The 13,896-nt window shown below is 69.4% G+C and carries 16 protein-coding genes and 1 pseudogene; 10 read left to right on the top strand and 7 right to left on the bottom strand.

Annotated elements, in window-relative coordinates:
- Positions 1-11 precede the first annotated feature (11 nt).
- The 5 genes from ABD161_RS10435 to ABD161_RS10415 all read left to right on the top strand — a co-directional run bounded on the left by ABD161_RS10435 (position 12) and on the right by ABD161_RS10415 (position 2,499).
- The gene (locus ABD161_RS10435; RefSeq protein ID WP_344002294.1) at positions 12-191 is read left to right on the top strand and encodes a PspC domain-containing protein; all 180 of its coding nucleotides are present in this window, start codon (positions 12-14) and stop codon (positions 189-191) included.
- A gap of 24 nt (positions 192-215) precedes the next feature.
- Complete coding sequence (locus tag ABD161_RS10430) at positions 216-716, top strand: GNAT family N-acetyltransferase (RefSeq protein WP_344002291.1); 501 nt, start codon at positions 216-218, stop codon at positions 714-716.
- Between the two features lie 187 nt (positions 717-903).
- The gene (locus ABD161_RS10425) at positions 904-1,611 is read left to right on the top strand and encodes a transglycosylase family protein (RefSeq protein WP_344002288.1); all 708 of its coding nucleotides are present in this window, start codon (positions 904-906) and stop codon (positions 1,609-1,611) included.
- Positions 1,612-1,719: 108 nt separating this feature from the next.
- A complete protein-coding gene (locus ABD161_RS10420; protein WP_344002285.1) occupies positions 1,720-2,109 on the top strand; it encodes an ester cyclase in 390 nt (129 codons plus the stop codon).
- Between the two features lie 87 nt (positions 2,110-2,196).
- On the top strand, positions 2,197-2,499 hold the full coding sequence (locus ABD161_RS10415) for an NIPSNAP family protein (RefSeq protein WP_344002282.1): 303 nt from the start codon (positions 2,197-2,199) through the stop codon (positions 2,497-2,499).
- A 30-nt stretch (positions 2,500-2,529) separates the two neighbouring features.
- Here the strand turns inward: ABD161_RS10415 and ABD161_RS10410 are convergent, their stop codons facing one another.
- Positions 2,530-3,345, bottom strand: a complete 816-nt coding sequence (locus tag ABD161_RS10410) for an aminoglycoside phosphotransferase family protein (protein ID WP_344002280.1) — start codon at positions 3,343-3,345, stop codon at positions 2,530-2,532.
- 105 nt (positions 3,346-3,450) lie between these two features.
- Between ABD161_RS10410 and ABD161_RS10405 the strand changes: the two genes are divergently transcribed.
- Complete coding sequence (locus ABD161_RS10405) at positions 3,451-4,197, top strand: GH25 family lysozyme (protein ID WP_344002277.1); 747 nt, start codon at positions 3,451-3,453, stop codon at positions 4,195-4,197.
- Between the two features lie 56 nt (positions 4,198-4,253).
- On the opposite strand, the gene ABD161_RS10400 is transcribed toward ABD161_RS10405, so the two are convergent.
- A complete protein-coding gene (locus tag ABD161_RS10400) occupies positions 4,254-4,586 on the bottom strand; it encodes a hypothetical protein (RefSeq protein ID WP_344002274.1) in 333 nt (110 codons plus the stop codon).
- 205 nt (positions 4,587-4,791) lie between these two features.
- Here ABD161_RS10400 and ABD161_RS10395 point away from each other — a divergent pair, with 205 nt between their 5' ends.
- On the top strand, positions 4,792-4,977 hold the full coding sequence (locus ABD161_RS10395; RefSeq protein WP_344002270.1) for a hypothetical protein: 186 nt from the start codon (positions 4,792-4,794) through the stop codon (positions 4,975-4,977).
- A gap of 415 nt (positions 4,978-5,392) precedes the next feature.
- On the opposite strand, the gene ABD161_RS10390 is transcribed toward ABD161_RS10395, so the two are convergent.
- From ABD161_RS10390 to ABD161_RS10370, 5 genes are read right to left on the bottom strand one after another with little or no spacing between them, the layout of a single operon-like run.
- Positions 5,393-5,818 carry a pyridoxamine 5'-phosphate oxidase family protein gene (locus ABD161_RS10390; protein ID WP_135113143.1) on the bottom strand — a complete coding sequence of 142 codons (426 nt, stop codon included), beginning with the start codon at positions 5,816-5,818 and terminating at the stop codon, positions 5,393-5,395.
- Positions 5,815-8,166 carry an ATP-binding cassette domain-containing protein gene (locus tag ABD161_RS10385; RefSeq protein WP_344002265.1) on the bottom strand — a complete coding sequence of 784 codons (2,352 nt, stop codon included), beginning with the start codon at positions 8,164-8,166 and terminating at the stop codon, positions 5,815-5,817. Before ABD161_RS10385 ends, ABD161_RS10390 begins: the two co-directional genes overlap by 4 nt.
- A gap of 47 nt (positions 8,167-8,213) precedes the next feature.
- Complete coding sequence (locus ABD161_RS10380; protein ID WP_344002262.1) at positions 8,214-8,636, bottom strand: VOC family protein; 423 nt, start codon at positions 8,634-8,636, stop codon at positions 8,214-8,216.
- Positions 8,633-9,079, bottom strand: coding sequence for a helix-turn-helix transcriptional regulator (locus ABD161_RS10375; RefSeq protein ID WP_344002259.1), 447 nt, complete (start codon positions 9,077-9,079; stop codon positions 8,633-8,635). Before ABD161_RS10375 ends, ABD161_RS10380 begins: the two co-directional genes overlap by 4 nt.
- 33 nt (positions 9,080-9,112) lie before the next feature.
- Positions 9,113-9,718 (bottom strand): LOG family protein, encoded by a 606-nt coding sequence (locus ABD161_RS10370; protein WP_344002256.1) that lies wholly within the window; start codon positions 9,716-9,718, stop codon positions 9,113-9,115.
- Positions 9,719-9,750: 32 nt separating this feature from the next.
- Between ABD161_RS10370 and ABD161_RS10365 the strand changes: the two are divergent.
- From ABD161_RS10365 to ABD161_RS10355, 3 genes and pseudogenes are all read left to right on the top strand, one after another.
- Positions 9,751-12,201: pseudogene (locus ABD161_RS10365) on the top strand (S41 family peptidase); the annotation flags it as partial.
- A gap of 181 nt (positions 12,202-12,382) precedes the next feature.
- Positions 12,383-12,967: a S41 family peptidase gene (locus ABD161_RS10360; RefSeq protein ID WP_344002515.1), complete on the top strand. Its 585-nt coding sequence runs from the start codon at positions 12,383-12,385 to the stop codon at positions 12,965-12,967.
- Positions 12,964-13,896 (top strand): AEC family transporter, encoded by a 933-nt coding sequence (locus ABD161_RS10355; protein ID WP_344002512.1) that lies wholly within the window; start codon positions 12,964-12,966, stop codon positions 13,894-13,896. The genes ABD161_RS10360 and ABD161_RS10355 overlap by 4 nt, the downstream gene beginning before the upstream one ends.

Here is a 13,896-nt window from a genome sequence, read left to right as displayed (position 1 = left end):
AGCCTTGCGGCATGAGCCAGCTCGTCCGTCCGCGATCCGACCGCGTGATCGCCGGCGTGTGCAGCGCGATCGCCCGCCGCTTCGACACGAGCGCAACCCTGGTGCGCGTGCTCGCGGTGCTCGGCGTGCTGTTCTTCGGCTGGACGATCCCGGTCTACATCGCGTTCTGGATCGTCGTCCCGAACGACTGACCGGCGGGGAGATAGCGTGACCGCATGAGCTTCACGGTGCGCGAGGTCACGGCGGAAGACTGGCGGGAGTTCCGCGACATCCGGCTGCGGATGCTGCAGGACACCCCGATCGCGTACGGCGAGACGCATGAGGCGAGCCTCCGCATCGACGAGGCCGAGTGGCGCTCCCGCGCGGAGCGAGGGCAGCAGCCGCACAACGCGAGCTTCGTCGCCGTGGCCGATGACGGAAGCTGGGTCGGCATCATGCGCGGGTTCGTATCCCAGACCCGTGGGCCGATGCTCGTGAGCGTGTTCGTGGACCCTGGCTGGCGCAGCCCGGCGATCGGCGTCGCGGATGCGCTGCTCGACGCGGTGGTGGCATGGGCTCGCGGTGAAGGCGAGACCCTGCGGCTCGAGGTGCACGCGGACAATCCCCGGGCGACCGCGTTCTACCGGCGCAGGGGCTTCCGCGAGACCGGAAACCGCCGCCCGTACGAGCTGCCGCCCTTTGGCGACGAGGTCGAGATGGAGCTGAGCCTGGATTGACGGGGTTCCTGGCAAGAGCCTGGACGTGATTGTTACTTCTTCGTGACCATCACGTATGGTGGCAGTTCGAACGGCGAGGGACCGCCGTCGGATCCGCCCCGAGAGTCCCTCGTACCCGAGATCCACAAAGACCATTCCGGTCGGGCGGACGGACGTGCAGACTGCGGTCGCACGCGGAGACGGGGCCGTGGAGTTCCAAGTGATCCCGAACAAGAATTCCCGCATCACCACCGGCTCGCGCCGTTCCTCGCGTCTCGCGCGGGGAGGCCTTCTCGCTGCCGGCGTGCTCGCCGCCGGCGCCGGTGTTCTGATCCCGTCCGCGGCGAACGCCGCAGACGACGCGACCTGGGACGCCCTCGCACAGTGCGAGTCGGGCGGCAACTGGGCGATCGACACGGGCAACGGCTACCGCGGCGGCCTGCAGTTCTCGCAGTCGACGTGGGAGGCGAACGGCGGCTCCGGCAACCCCGCTGCCGCGTCGCGCGAGGAGCAGATCCGCGTCGCGGAGAACGTGCTCGCGACGCAGGGCTGGGGCGCCTGGCCCAGCTGCTCCGCGCAGATCGGCGCCAGCGGCGCGGCCGAGCCGAGCGCTCCCGCACCGGCGCCCGCGCCCGCGGAGCAGGCAGCTCCCGCGGCCCCGGCAGCCCCGGCCCCCTCGACGGGCGGAGCGGCGCAGGCTCCCGCGGCCGCACCCGCCGCGCCGACGTACGAGCTTCCGGACGTCGAGCCCTCGGACGAGACCTACAAGGTCGAGGCCGGCGACACGCTGTTCGAGATCGCCGAGGCGCAGGAGCTCGAGACCGGCTGGCTCGGCATCTTCGCGGTCAACCAGGACACGATCTCCAACCCCGACCTCATCGAGGTGGGCCAGGAGCTCGTTCTCCCCGCTGAGTAAGAGCGGTCATTTCCTGTGGGCGGCTGCCGGTGACGGTGGCCGCCCACAGGCATGTACGGATACCTTCTCGCGAGTATCGAGCGGTGGCAGGGCGCAGATAATGGCTCCGTGGAGCCGTGGCAGATGCACGAGTGGTTCGAGGACTATCTCGACGCCCTGAACCGACACGACCTTGAGCGCATCCGCGAGTTCGTCGATCCCGCCGTGCGTCGGGCTCATCTGCCCGGGGGAGTGGATGCGTGGATCGGTGATCTCGGCGACCTCTTCCACGCGTTCCCCGACTGGCGATGGCGGCGCATCCAGCTCGTCGTCGAGGATGACCGGATCGCGGCGCACCTGCGGGGGAGCGGCACGCATCAGGCGGTGTTCCATGGCATCGCCGCGACGCGGCGGCACGTGAACGTCGCCGAGTTCCGGATGTATCGCCTGTCCAAGGGGCGCATCGCCGAGTTCGCGGGGACCGACCAGCTGGAGCTGCTGACTCAGATCAGCGGGTAACCTCGCTCGCCAGTTCGGCAGGATCCGGACGTGTGGTGTCCGGCTATGTACTCGACCGAGTGCACCGGTTCGGCTTGCATTGGGCGGGTGATCACGGTGCATCTGCGTTACGAAATCGACCCGTACAAGCTCGCCGACTTCGAGGAGTACGGCCGACGCTGGATCGCCCTCGTCGAGAAGTTCGGCGGCGACCACCATGGGTACTTCCTGCCGTCCGAAGGGGACAGCGACGAGGCGTTCGCGCTGTTCAGCTTCGAGTCGCTCGCGGCGTACGAGCAGTACCGCGTGAAGGCAGCGACCGATCCGGAGAGCATCGCGGCCTACGAACTCGCGGAGCGGACCGGATGCATCCGCCGCTACGAACGCCGATTCCTGCGGCCGCTGCTCTGACCTCCGGTTCGACGTCATCCCGCGCTCTCGTCAGCGGAGGAGTCTCATGAGGTGGCGCGCCTGCACCTCCGTGGTGCCAGGCGGGTTGCGGCGGAACGCCCCGTTGCCGGGTAACAGCATCACGAGCCAGAAGATCGCCCAGAGCGGTCGATAGGCCTGCATCCGCGCGCGATCCTCGGGGGAGAGGCCGACGGCGTCTGCAAGGCGATCGGCGTCGAACACGCCGCTGAGGCGTCCGGCGATGTGCTCGACGTGATCTGCCAGGTCGTAGGACGGGTCCGTGAGGCCGCCGTCCTCGAAGTCCACCAGGCGGCACGACTCGCCATCCCACAGGATGTTCGCCGGATTGAGGTCGGAGATTCCAAGGCCGACGAGTCGTGGCTCGGGAAGTGCAGGGGAGTCTTCGAGCCAGGCTCGGGCCGTGTCGACGCCGATCGCGACCTCAGCCCGCTCTCGGCACTGCGAGAGGTCGTACGGTTCGTCGGGCCACTGCGACAAGAGCTGCGGCAGCGTCGACGGGCCGTATCGGCGTTCGGTGATCGCCGCGGCCGCGATTGCATCGACGGGGATCGCGTAGAGACGGCTCAATGCCCGACCGAGGGCGACCGTCTGTTCCGCGCTCAACGGTCGGTCACCCAGCGGATCTCCCGGCAGGCGTTCCGTGACCACCACCGGCCGGGAACCCCACATCTCCCGCCGGAGAGGGCGAGGCGCCACGCCTCGAGCGTGCTCGTGAATAGCGGAAAGGCAGCGCCATTCGCGGTCGGCCTCTCCGTCGTCCCACGTCACGAACCGCTTGTGAACCTCATCGGCGGTGAACACCAGGTCGTGAGTGTGCTTCTGCATGCGGTGCCATTCCGTTTGCCGTGCAGTCTCGAGTCTCTGTCTGGGCCTCGTGGTGCCGGTGGCCTTAGAGACCATCACGCCGAGCGCACCACGTAGGTTTGCGGCATGACCGAATCACGCCGGCGCCGTCGCGGCTGGCTGATCGCATCCGCCGCGACTGTCGCCGCGCTCGCGACGCTCGCGGTCCTGGTGTGGTCGGGGATCCTCTGGCCCGGAAGGATGTTCGCCGCCGGATACGAGACCAGGGGAGTGGACGTCTCCTCCTATCAAGGCGAGATCGACTGGCAGGTGCTCGCGAGCGAGGGGATCGACTTCGCGTATATCAAGTCGACCGAGGGCTCGTCGTACGTCGATGAGCGCTTCGAAGCGAACTGGGCCGGCGCCAACGAGACCGAGCTGCTGGTCGGCGCCTACCACTTCATGAGCTTCGAGAGCGCCGGACAGTCGCAGGCCGAGCATGTGATCGATACGGTGCCGCGCGGCGCCGATCTGGCGATCGCGGTCGATGTGGAGTTCTACGGCGACTTCTTCGCAGATCCGCCGTCGCGCGCGGACGTGGACGCGATCCTGCGCCCGTTGCTCGAGCGGCTGCAGGCGCACTATGGGTCACCGCCGGTGATCTACGCGACGCCGGAGGCGTACGACCGGTACATCGCCGGCGCGTATCCGGACAACCCGATCTGGATCCGCTCGGTCGTGCTGCCGCCGACGCTCGAAGATGAGCGCGACTGGACGATCTGGCAGTACTCGCATCGCGACCGCCTCGCGGGCTACGAGGGCGATGAGGCCTACATCGACATGAACGTGTTCCGCGGATCGACGGCCGAGCTGGCGGCCCTCGCGGGGGAGTAGGCGAGGGCGGCGCAGTCGAGCCCCCGCGGGTCACGCCGCGCCGCAAGGTACCCGTGCTACTTCGAATGGGTCACCAGAAGGTGATCACCCACGCGCTCTCCCGTTGTATCGTCCCCGGACATTTGTCCCACCAGTGCGATCTGAGTCGTACCGAACGCTATGGCTTCTGGAAGCCGATCGTCACCGCATCCGCTCACCCAGTCGGATTCGTCGCTGACCACGACCACGATGCACTGCAGGTGCCGCGCGCCTTCTCGCTCGAACTTCGCGGCGTAGTAATTCCATCCTTCGGAATCGCTGCCGAGATGGCGGACGGTTTCCGACTGGACGCCTTCCGAACTTACGAGGGCAGGAAGGTGATCGTCGGAACTCTGCTCCCCGTCGAACACAGACTAGTCGTCGTTGCGCATCCAGAAAGCGCGAGCATCGCTGCGAGCCCGATAATGCTTGTCCACCTGCCAGCCTGCATGTTGTGCACGCTACACGCGATGTTCAGGTGCGTGTTGCGCGGCTATTTGTAGCCTTGATGTGGCGTCGCGCTGATTCTGGTCCTCACTGGTGCGCGGACGGGCCAGGCGGGTCTAGCCTCGGCACATGAGCCTCGCATGCGACAGCTGCCGTCGTCTGATCCGCGGGGAGGGGCGCCGCACGGCGACACGCACACTGTGCGACGTCTGCTACGACACCTATCTCGGAGCGGCGGCCGGGTCGTTGTCCAGCGGTTTCGACGTTTCCCAGACCATCGCCACCGCCGGCTGGTACGCGAATTCGCGGAAGTAGAAGCGCGGCTCCTGAGGATCATTCGACGTAGAGCGATGAGGCCGTTCTCGCACGCGCCGGCGAGTCTCACTAGCGTGATTGCTTCAGGGTGAACGCGGTGCGCGCGTAGCGGAGCCCGGGAGAAGCAGCTCCGGCGAACTGAGTGGGGAAGTCCGTCAGGAGCGGGTGAAGCACGTGGCGTGGTCTTGAGCTGACATAATGTGCATTATCGGCAAGAACACACCGGGTCACTCGGTGGCCTCGACAGCCGGGGCTTTGCGCTTCTGCCACGGCCACTGCCCGGTGATCTCCAGCTCGAGCTGCCGCGTCCACGCCGCGTCCCACGGTCTCGACCATCTCCTGGAACTCCATTCATCCGTCCTAGCGGCTGCGCGCGACAGCCGCCAGCCCGTTGGCACGGAGACCGGCCGCAGCTTCAGGACGACGGCAGATCGGCCGTGAGGCTCTGCGAGACCAGGAACCGGTCGATCTCGACGCGGATCGCGACGCGCTCGGGGTTCGGCCGCGGCGTCCGGTAACGCGCGGCATACCTTTCCTCGGCGCGGCGGACGGACTCCGGGTCATCCAGAACGCTCGCCGTTCCCTCCAGCGTCGACCAGTGGCGTCCGTCCACCTGGCACGCAGCGACACGCGGATCGCGCCCGACGAGCTTCGCCTTCAACGACGAGCGTGAGGTGATCACCCACGCGCACCGATATTCCAGATCGAGGGCTACCCCGACGGGAGTGACGTGGGGCCGGCCGTCTGCGCGCAGCGTCGTCAGCGTGCAGAGGTGCCGCTCGGTCCAGAACTCGAGAAGCGAAGCCGGAAAGCCGTCCCATTCGGGAACCCAGGAAGTCATGCCCCGACTGCCCCCACGTACTTCGCCAGGTGCTCCCCCGTCAGGGTCGACTTGGCGACAAGGTCGGCGGGGGTTCCCCCGAACACGATGCGGCCGCCGTCGTGGCCGGCACCGGGACCGAGATCGATGATCCAGTCGGCGTGCGCCATGACCGCCTGGTGGTGCTCGATCACGATCACGGTCTTCCCCGAGTCGACGAGCCGGTCGAGCAGGCCGAGCAGGTTCTCGACGTCGGCGAGGTGAAGACCCGTCGTGGGCTCGTCGAGCACGTAGATGTCGGCCTTCTCCCCCATCTGGTTGGCGAGCTTGATCCGCTGCCGCTCACCGCCCGAGAGGGTAGACAGCGGCTGGCCGAGCGTCAGGTATCCGAGGCCGACGTCCTCGAGCCGCCCGAGGATCGCCGCGGCGGCCGGGATCTTCGCCTCACCATCGGAGAAGAACGGTCGCGCCTCGGCGACCGGCAGGTCATACACCTCGGTGATGTCCTTGCCGCCGAGCTTGTAATCGAGCACGGCCGCCTGGAAGCGCTTGCCGCCGCAGTCCTCGCAGGGCGTCTCGACGGTGTCCATGAACCCGAGCTCGGTCACGATTACGCCCGCGCCCTTGCAGGTCGGGCAGGCGCCCTCGGAGTTCGCGCTGAACAGCGCCGGCTTGACGCCGTTCGCCTTGGCGAATGCCTTGCGGATCGGCTCGAGCAGCCCCGTGTAGGTGGCCGGGTTGCTGCGTCGGGAACCCCGGATGGCGCCCTGGTCGATCGACACCACGCCCTCGCGCGGCGACACCTCGCCGTGGATGAGCGAGCTCTTGCCGGATCCGGCGACGCCCGTGACCACGGTCAGCACACCGAGCGGGATGTCGACGTCCACGTCCTGAAGGTTGTTCCCGCTGGCGCCCCGCACCTCGATGGCGCCGGTCGCCGAACGCACCGCGGGCTTCAGCTGAGCGCGGTAGTCGAGGTGCTGACCGGTGAGCGTGCCGCTCGCCTTGAGGCCGTCGACCGTCCCCTCGAAGCAGATCGTGCCGCCCTGGCTGCCGGCGCGCGGGCCGAGGTCGACGACGTGGTCGGCGATCGCGATCGCCTCGGGCTTGTGCTCGACGACCAGGACCGTGTTCCCCTTGTCGCGCAGTCGGATCAGCAGCTCGTTCATCCGCTGGATGTCGTGCGGATGCAGGCCGATCGTGGGCTCGTCGAACACATACGTGATGTCGGTCAGCGAGGACCCGAGGTGCCGCAGCATCTTGATGCGCTGGGCCTCTCCCCCGCTCAGGGTGCCCGACGGGCGATCGAGGCTGAGATAGCCGAGCCCCAGGGTCACGAACGCGTCGAGGTTCGCACCGAGGGCGCTCAGCAGCGGGCCGGCGCCCGGCTTGTCGAGCCCGCGCACCCATTCGGCCAGGTCCGTCACCTGCATGCGGCAGGCATCCGCGATGCTGACCCCGTCGATCTTCGACGAGCGCGCTCCCTCGGTCAGGCGGGTGCCGTCGCACTCCGGACACGTCGCGAAGGTCGCCACCCGCTCGACGAACGCGCGGACGTGCGGCTGCAGCGACTCGATGTCCTTCGAGAGCATCGCCTTCGTGATCTTCGGGATCAGACCCTCGTAGGTCATGTTGATCCCCTGGATCTTGACCTTCGTCGTCTCGCCGTAGAGCAGCATGTGGCGCTGCTTCTCGCTGAACTGCGCGATGGGCTTGTCGGCCGGGTAGAAGCCCGACTCGGCGAACCCGCGCACCATCCAGCCGTCGGCCGTGTAGCCGGGCACCATGATCGCGCCCTCGTTGAGCGACTTCGACTCGTCGATGATCTTCGTCAGATCGAGGTCCGACACCGAGCCGCGGCCGTCGCACCGGGGGCACATGCCGCCGAGGTAGATGACGTCCTTGACGATCGTCTTCTCGCCCTTCGGCCCGGTCATCACTCCGCTTGCTTTTTGCGTCGGGATGTTGAACGAGAACGCCGTCGGACCGCCGATGTACGGCTCGCCCAGCCGGCTGAACAGGATGCGCAGCATCGCGTTCGCATCGGTGACGGTGCCGACCGTCGACCGCGGGTTGGCACCGAGCCGCTCCTGGTCGACGATGATCGCCGTCGTCAGCCCCTCGAGGACATCCACGTCCGGCCGCGGCACGGACGGCATGAACCCCTGCACGAACGCGCTGTAGGTCTCGTCGATCATGCGCCGCGACTCGGCCGCGATGGTGTCGAAGACGAGCGAGCTCTTGCCGGATCCGGAGACGCCGGTGAACACCGTCAGCCGGCGCTTCGGGATCTCGACGCTGACGTCCTTCAGGTTGTTCGCGCGCGCGCCCTGCACGCGGATCAGGTCGTGGGTGTCGGCGGGGTGCACCGGCGCTCCTTCGTGTCGGTCGTTCCGGGGACGGGTGGCGGGATGAGTCAGCCGCGCTGCTGGATGCGGACCATGTTCCCCGCGGGATCGCGCAGCGCGAAGTCACGAAGACCGTAGTCCTGATCGATCGGCTCCTGCACGATGTCGACGTCGGGCAGCGCCTGGATGCGCTCGAACACGGCGTCGACGTCGGGCGTCGCGAGCACGATGCCCGCGTACGTGCCCTTCGCCATCATCTCGGCGATCATCCCGCGCTCGTCGTCGGTGATGCCGGGGTCGACGGCGGGCGGGGTCAGCACGATCGACGTGTCGGGCTGCCCCGCGGGACCGACGGTGATCCAGCGCATGTTCTCGTAGCCGACGTCGAGGCGTACCTCGAAGCCCAGCACGTCACGGTAGAAGGCGAGTGACGCCTCCGGGTCGGTGTGCGGCAGGAAGCTCGCGTTGATTGTGATGTCCATGTCGGTCACGTTATCGGCGCCGTGGCGGGCCGCGCTTCTCGATTCCTGACCGGTCTCGTGGCCGACTTCACCACGAGGGATGGGAGCCCGCCGAGCCCGTGCTCGACCCGGCTGCGGTAGACGCTCGGCGGCATCCCCACCAGCTCGGTGAACCGCGAGCTGAAGGTGCCGAGTGACGCGCAGCCGACCTCCATGCAGACTCCGGTCACGCTGAGATCGCCCCGGCGCAGCAGCGTCATGGCGCGCTCGATCCGCCGGGTCATGAGATAGGAGTACGGCGACTCGCCATATGCGGCCTTGAACTGCCGGCTGAGGTGACCGGCCGACATGTGCACGCCACGGGCGAGCGCCTCGACGTCGAGGGGCTTCGCGTACTCGCGGTCCATCCTGTCGCGCACGCGCCGCAGCAGCGCGAGATCGCGCAGACGGGATTCGTCGACGGCCGGGGTCACATCCCGATCGTGCCACGACCCGCCGACATGCGCTCAGGCGTGGGGCGCTTCCTCGGCGCTGAACTTCGGCGTCGGCGGTTCCCAGTCCTCGAGGGCGTGGATGAGGCCGCGCGGCGTGGAGACGACGAGCAGTGAATCGCGGAAGGTGTCCGTGACGAACCCCTCCTCGACCATCCGGTCGACCATCGTGAGCATCGGGCGCCAGAACCCCCGCACGTCGTAGATCGCGACGGGCTTGCGATGGATGCCGAGCTGCAACCACGTCCACACCTCGAAGAACTCCTCGAGGGTGCCGATTCCGCCGGGCAGCGCGACGAACGCGTCGCCGAGCTCGGCCATGCGCATCTTCCGCGCGTGCATGTCGGGGACGATCTCGAAGCTCGTGAGATTCGGGTGCGCCATCTCCTTGTCGACGAGCGCCTCGGGCATGACGCCGTGCACCTCGGCGCCGGCCTCGCGCGCGGAGGTCGAGATCGCGCCCATCAGGCCCACGTTGCCGCCCCCGTAGACCACCCCGATGCCGCGCGCGGCGAACGCCTGCCCGACGTCGACGGCCGCGCGGGCGTATGCCGGGTCCGCTCCGGCGGATGATCCGGTGAAGACGGTGACGCGGCGGATGGACGTGCGCGTGGTGCTCATGCCCCCAGCCTACGGAGCCGTAGGTTGAGGGGGTGAGCGCCCGTCCCGCATACCTCCGCTATCCCCATCTCCACGGAGACCTCCTCACGTTCGTCGCGGCCGACGACGTGTGGATCGCCCCGGTCTCCGGAGGGCGCGCGTGGCGCCTCACGAGCGATATCGCACCGGTGCGTCAGCCGCGGTTCTCGCCGGACGGTGCGCGTATCGCGTACGTCTCACACCGCGACGGGCATCCGGAGGTGATGGTCGCCGAGGTCGACTCCGGCGACGTGCGACGGCTCACGCACTGGGGCGCCCAGATGACCTATCTGCTCGGCTGGACCGCGGACGGGCGCATCATCGTCGCGTCCAACGGCGGCGAGGCGAACATCCGGCACACGGTCGTGAAGCTCCTCTCGCTCGACGGGTCGTGGGAGCGCCCCGAGATCGGCATGGCGTCGGGCATCGCCCTGCACGACGACGGGCGCATCGCGCTCACCACCCCGTGGAGCCGCCCGCCGGCGCACTGGAAGCGCTACCGCGGCGGCACGGCCCCGCGGCTGTGGCTCGCGCGCGAGGGCGCCGGCGCCTGGGAGCAGCTGCTCACGGAGGACGAGGCGTCGATCACCGACCCCATGTGGCTGGGCGACGCGCTCGTGTTCGCCTCGGACCGCGCCGCGACGTTCCCCGACCGGGCGGACGAGCAGGCGAACCTCTGGATCTGGGACACCGCGGGCGAGGGTGCGCCGCGCCTGCTCACGCATCAGACGGCGGCGGACGGCTACGTCCGCGACGCGACAACCGACGGAAACCGGATCGTCTGGCACAGCCGGGGACGGATCCGGATCCTCGACAGCCTCGATGGCGCGCCCCGGACCATCGACGTCACGCTTCCCGGCACGGCCGCCGAGCCGATGGTGCTCGGCGGAACCCGGCGACTCGACGCGTTCGCCCCCGATCACGACGCCTCCGGCAGCCTCGTCGCCTGGCGCGGCAAGGCGTTCTGGCTCGCTCACCGCGAGGGTCCGGCGCGGGCGCTGCTGGCAGATTCGGGCATCCGTGCGCGGGAGCCGATCGTGCTGGGACGGACGGGATTCGGCGCCGTCGCGAGCGACGCCGACGGCGAGGACGGCATCGACATCCTGTCTCTCGCCAGCACGCAGCCGCCGCGCCGCCTGCTGTCCGGCGACCTCGGACGCATTCTTCACCTCGCCGCCAGCCCCGGGGGCGACCGGATCGCGGCGATCTCGCACGACGGCACCGTGCGCGTCATCGACGTCGCCGGTGGCGCGACGCGCGAGGTCGGCCGCTCCGGCCGGGGCGAGGCGCGGACTCCCCGCTTCTCCCCCGACGGCCGCTATCTCGCCTGGACCCAGCCGGTGGACGCCGGCGGCGATCTCCATGCGATCTGGATCGCCGACATCCATGCGGCCGGCCCCGCGATCCGGCTGACGACGGGGCAGTACAACGACCGCTCCCCCGACTTCACGCACGACGGCCGCCATCTCGTGTTCCTGTCGGATCGCACGTTCGATCCGCACTACAACGCCCACGCGTTCGACCTGGCGTTCGCCGGCGCGACGCGCCCCTGGCTGATCCCGCTGTCGGCCACGGAGCCCGCCCCGTTCGGGCCGAGCGCCGACGGCTGGCCCGTCTCTCCGGCGCCGAAGCCCGCCGAGGACGAGCGCGTCGTGTGCCCCGACCTGGACGCCGACGGCGCGGAGGAGCGGATCGTGCCGTTCCCCGTTCCGTCCGCGGAGTACCGCGACCTGCGGTGCGTCGACGGCGGCGTGGTGTGGATCGCCGTCCACCGCGAGCAGGGAGTGCTCGGCTCGCGCCGCGCGGGAGTGAAGGACGAGCCGACGCCCGACAGCCTCGAGCGCTGGTCGTTCGCCGACCGCCGTGCCGACACCCTCGTCGAGGCGGTGGACCGCTACGCCGTCTCGGGCGACGGACGTCGCCTGACGGTGCGGCACCGCGACGCCGTCACCGTGGTGCCCGCAGACCGTCCCGCGAAGGACGACGCCGTCAAGGTAGACCTCGGCCGGCTGCGCTTCACCGTCGACCGCCCCGCCGAGTGGCGGCAGATGTTCGACGAGAACGCCCGCATCATGCGCGACCACTTCTGGCGGGCCGACATGGACGGCGTCGACTGGGACGCGGTCGTCGCCCGCTGGCGTCCCGTCGTCGAGTCCGCGCTCACGCACGACGACGTCGTCGACATCCTGTGGGAGACGGTGGGCGAGCTGAACACCTCGCACGCCTACGTCACCCCCTCCGCGCCGCTCGGCAACCAGACGCGCCGCCTGGGGTTCCTCGGTGCCGACCTCTCCCCCGCCGAGGGCGGCTGGCGCATCGACCGGATCCTGCCGGGCGAATCGAGCGAGCCGAACGCCCGCTCGCCGCTGCGTCAGGCCGGCGTCGGCGCGCGCGAGGGCGACCTCATCGTGGCGGTCGACGGGAAGCCCGTCGACGAGGTCGCGGGCCCCGCCGCGTCGCTGGTGGGGGCCGCCGACAAGCCCGTCGAGCTCACCCTGCGCCGCGAGGGCGAGGACGATCGGCGGCGTGGTCGTCGTGCCGCTTCCGGACGAGGAGGTGCTTCGGTATCAGGACTGGGTCCGGTCGCGTCGCGCGTACGTCTCCACCCGCAGCGGCGGACGGCTCGGCTACGTGCACGTGCCCGACATGCAGAGCTACGGCTGGGCGCAGCTCCACCGCGACCTGCGCATCGCCACCGACGCCGAGGGCGTGATCGCCGACGTGCGCTACAACCGCGGCGGGCACACGAGCCAGCTCGTCGTCGAACGCCTCGCGTCCCGCGTCATCGCCTGGAACGCCGCCCGGCACTTCGAGCAGTTCGTCCCGGATCCCGATCGCGCACCGCGGGGGCCGGTCGTCCTCGTCGCGAACGAGTTCTCGGGATCCGACGGCGACATCGTCAACGCGCGCGCCCAGGCGCTCGGCGTCGGGCCCGTGGTGGGTGTGCGCACGTGGGGTGGCGTGGTCGGGATCGACAGCCGGTTCGACCTCGTCGACGGCACCAAGGTCACCCAGCCGCGGTACGCCTACTGGCTGCAGGGCAAGGGCTGGGGCGTCGAGAACCACGGCGTCGACCCGGACATCGAGGTCGTGCACACCCCCGCGCAGCTCTTCCGGGACGACGACCCCCAGCTCGATCGCGCGATCGAGGAGGCGCTGCGGCGCCTCGAGGCCGTCCCCGCGGCCGAGGCGCCGCCGCTTCCCGCGCCGAAGGTGCGTCCCGCCTCGTGATCGGTGTTCTGACCGGCTTCGCGGTCGTCGGTCTCGCGATCCTCGTCGGCTACATCGTCGCCAGGATCGACCTGCTCGGCGAGCACGCCCGGTACGTGCTCAGCCGCCTGACGTTCTTCGTCCTGAATCCGTTCCTGCTGTTCGCGGTGCTCGCCGACGCCGATCTGGGGCTTCTCTTCTCGGCCCTGCTGCCGGTGTCGCTGCTCGCCGCAGTGGCGATGATCGTCGTCTACGCGCTGATCGCCCGCCTGCTCTGGAAGCGCTCGCTCGGCGAGGTCGTGGTCGGCGCCCTCGGTGCCGGCTACGTCAACGGCAACAACATCGGGATCCCGATCTCCACCTATCTGCTCGGCAACGGCGCGTATGCGGCCCCGGTCATCCTGATCCAGCTGCTGATCTTCACGCCCGTCGTCCTGGCGATCCTCGACAGCGTCTCGAGCGGTGGGGCCGCGGGATGGCGCGGGCTCGGGCGGGCGCTGCGACGCACCCTGCGCAACCCGATGATCATCGGGGCCGCCCTGGGGGTGCTCGTCGCGGTGCTCGGGATCGAGCTGCCGACCATCGTGTCGGCGCCGATCGACCTGATCGCCGGCGCCGCGGTGCCCGTCCTGCTGCTCAGCTTCGGCATGTCGCTGTTCGGGCAGCGGGTGCTCACCACGCGCGCGTCCCGCGCGGATGTGCTGCTGTCCACCGGGATGAAGCTGTTCCTGATGCCCGTGGCGGCCTGGGCGATCGGGCTGCTGTTCCAGCTCGATCCGCACGCGATGCTCGTCGTGGTGGTGCTGGCGAGCCTGCCGAGCGCCCAGAACGTCTTCAACTACGCCCAGCGCTATGGGGTCGGCGAGATCCTCGCCCGAGACGTCGTCTTCCTGACCACGTTCGGCTGCATCCCGATCGTGTTCGTCGCGGCGACGGTCTTCGGGGCCTGA

Origin of the sequence: Microbacterium paludicola (assembly GCF_039529675.1) — a bacterium.
Classification (GTDB): Bacteria; Actinomycetota; Actinomycetes; order Actinomycetales; family Microbacteriaceae; genus Microbacterium; species Microbacterium paludicola.
Note: the sequence above shows the minus strand (reverse complement) of the source record. Positions and strands in the feature narration are given on the sequence as shown.

Bases quoted from the DNA above. Each gene is read 5' to 3' on its own strand.
- ABD161_RS10430 (WP_344002291.1), top strand. From the start codon at position 216: ATGAGCTTCACGGTGCGCGAGGTCACGGCGGAAGACTGGCGGGAGTTC.
- ABD161_RS10435 (WP_344002294.1), top strand. From the start codon at position 12: ATGAGCCAGCTCGTCCGTCCGCGATCCGACCGCGTGATCGCCGGCGTG.
- ABD161_RS10395 (WP_344002270.1), top strand. From the start codon at position 4,792: ATGAGCCTCGCATGCGACAGCTGCCGTCGTCTGATCCGCGGGGAGGGG.
- ABD161_RS10405 (WP_344002277.1), top strand. From the start codon at position 3,451: ATGACCGAATCACGCCGGCGCCGTCGCGGCTGGCTGATCGCATCCGCC.
- ABD161_RS10410 (WP_344002280.1), bottom strand. From the start codon at position 3,345: ATGCAGAAGCACACTCACGACCTGGTGTTCACCGCCGATGAGGTTCAC.
- ABD161_RS10360 (WP_344002515.1), top strand. From the start codon at position 12,383: ATGCAGAGCTACGGCTGGGCGCAGCTCCACCGCGACCTGCGCATCGCC.
- ABD161_RS10390 (WP_135113143.1), bottom strand. From the start codon at position 5,818: ATGACTTCCTGGGTTCCCGAATGGGACGGCTTTCCGGCTTCGCTTCTC.
- ABD161_RS10370 (WP_344002256.1), bottom strand. From the start codon at position 9,718: ATGAGCACCACGCGCACGTCCATCCGCCGCGTCACCGTCTTCACCGGA.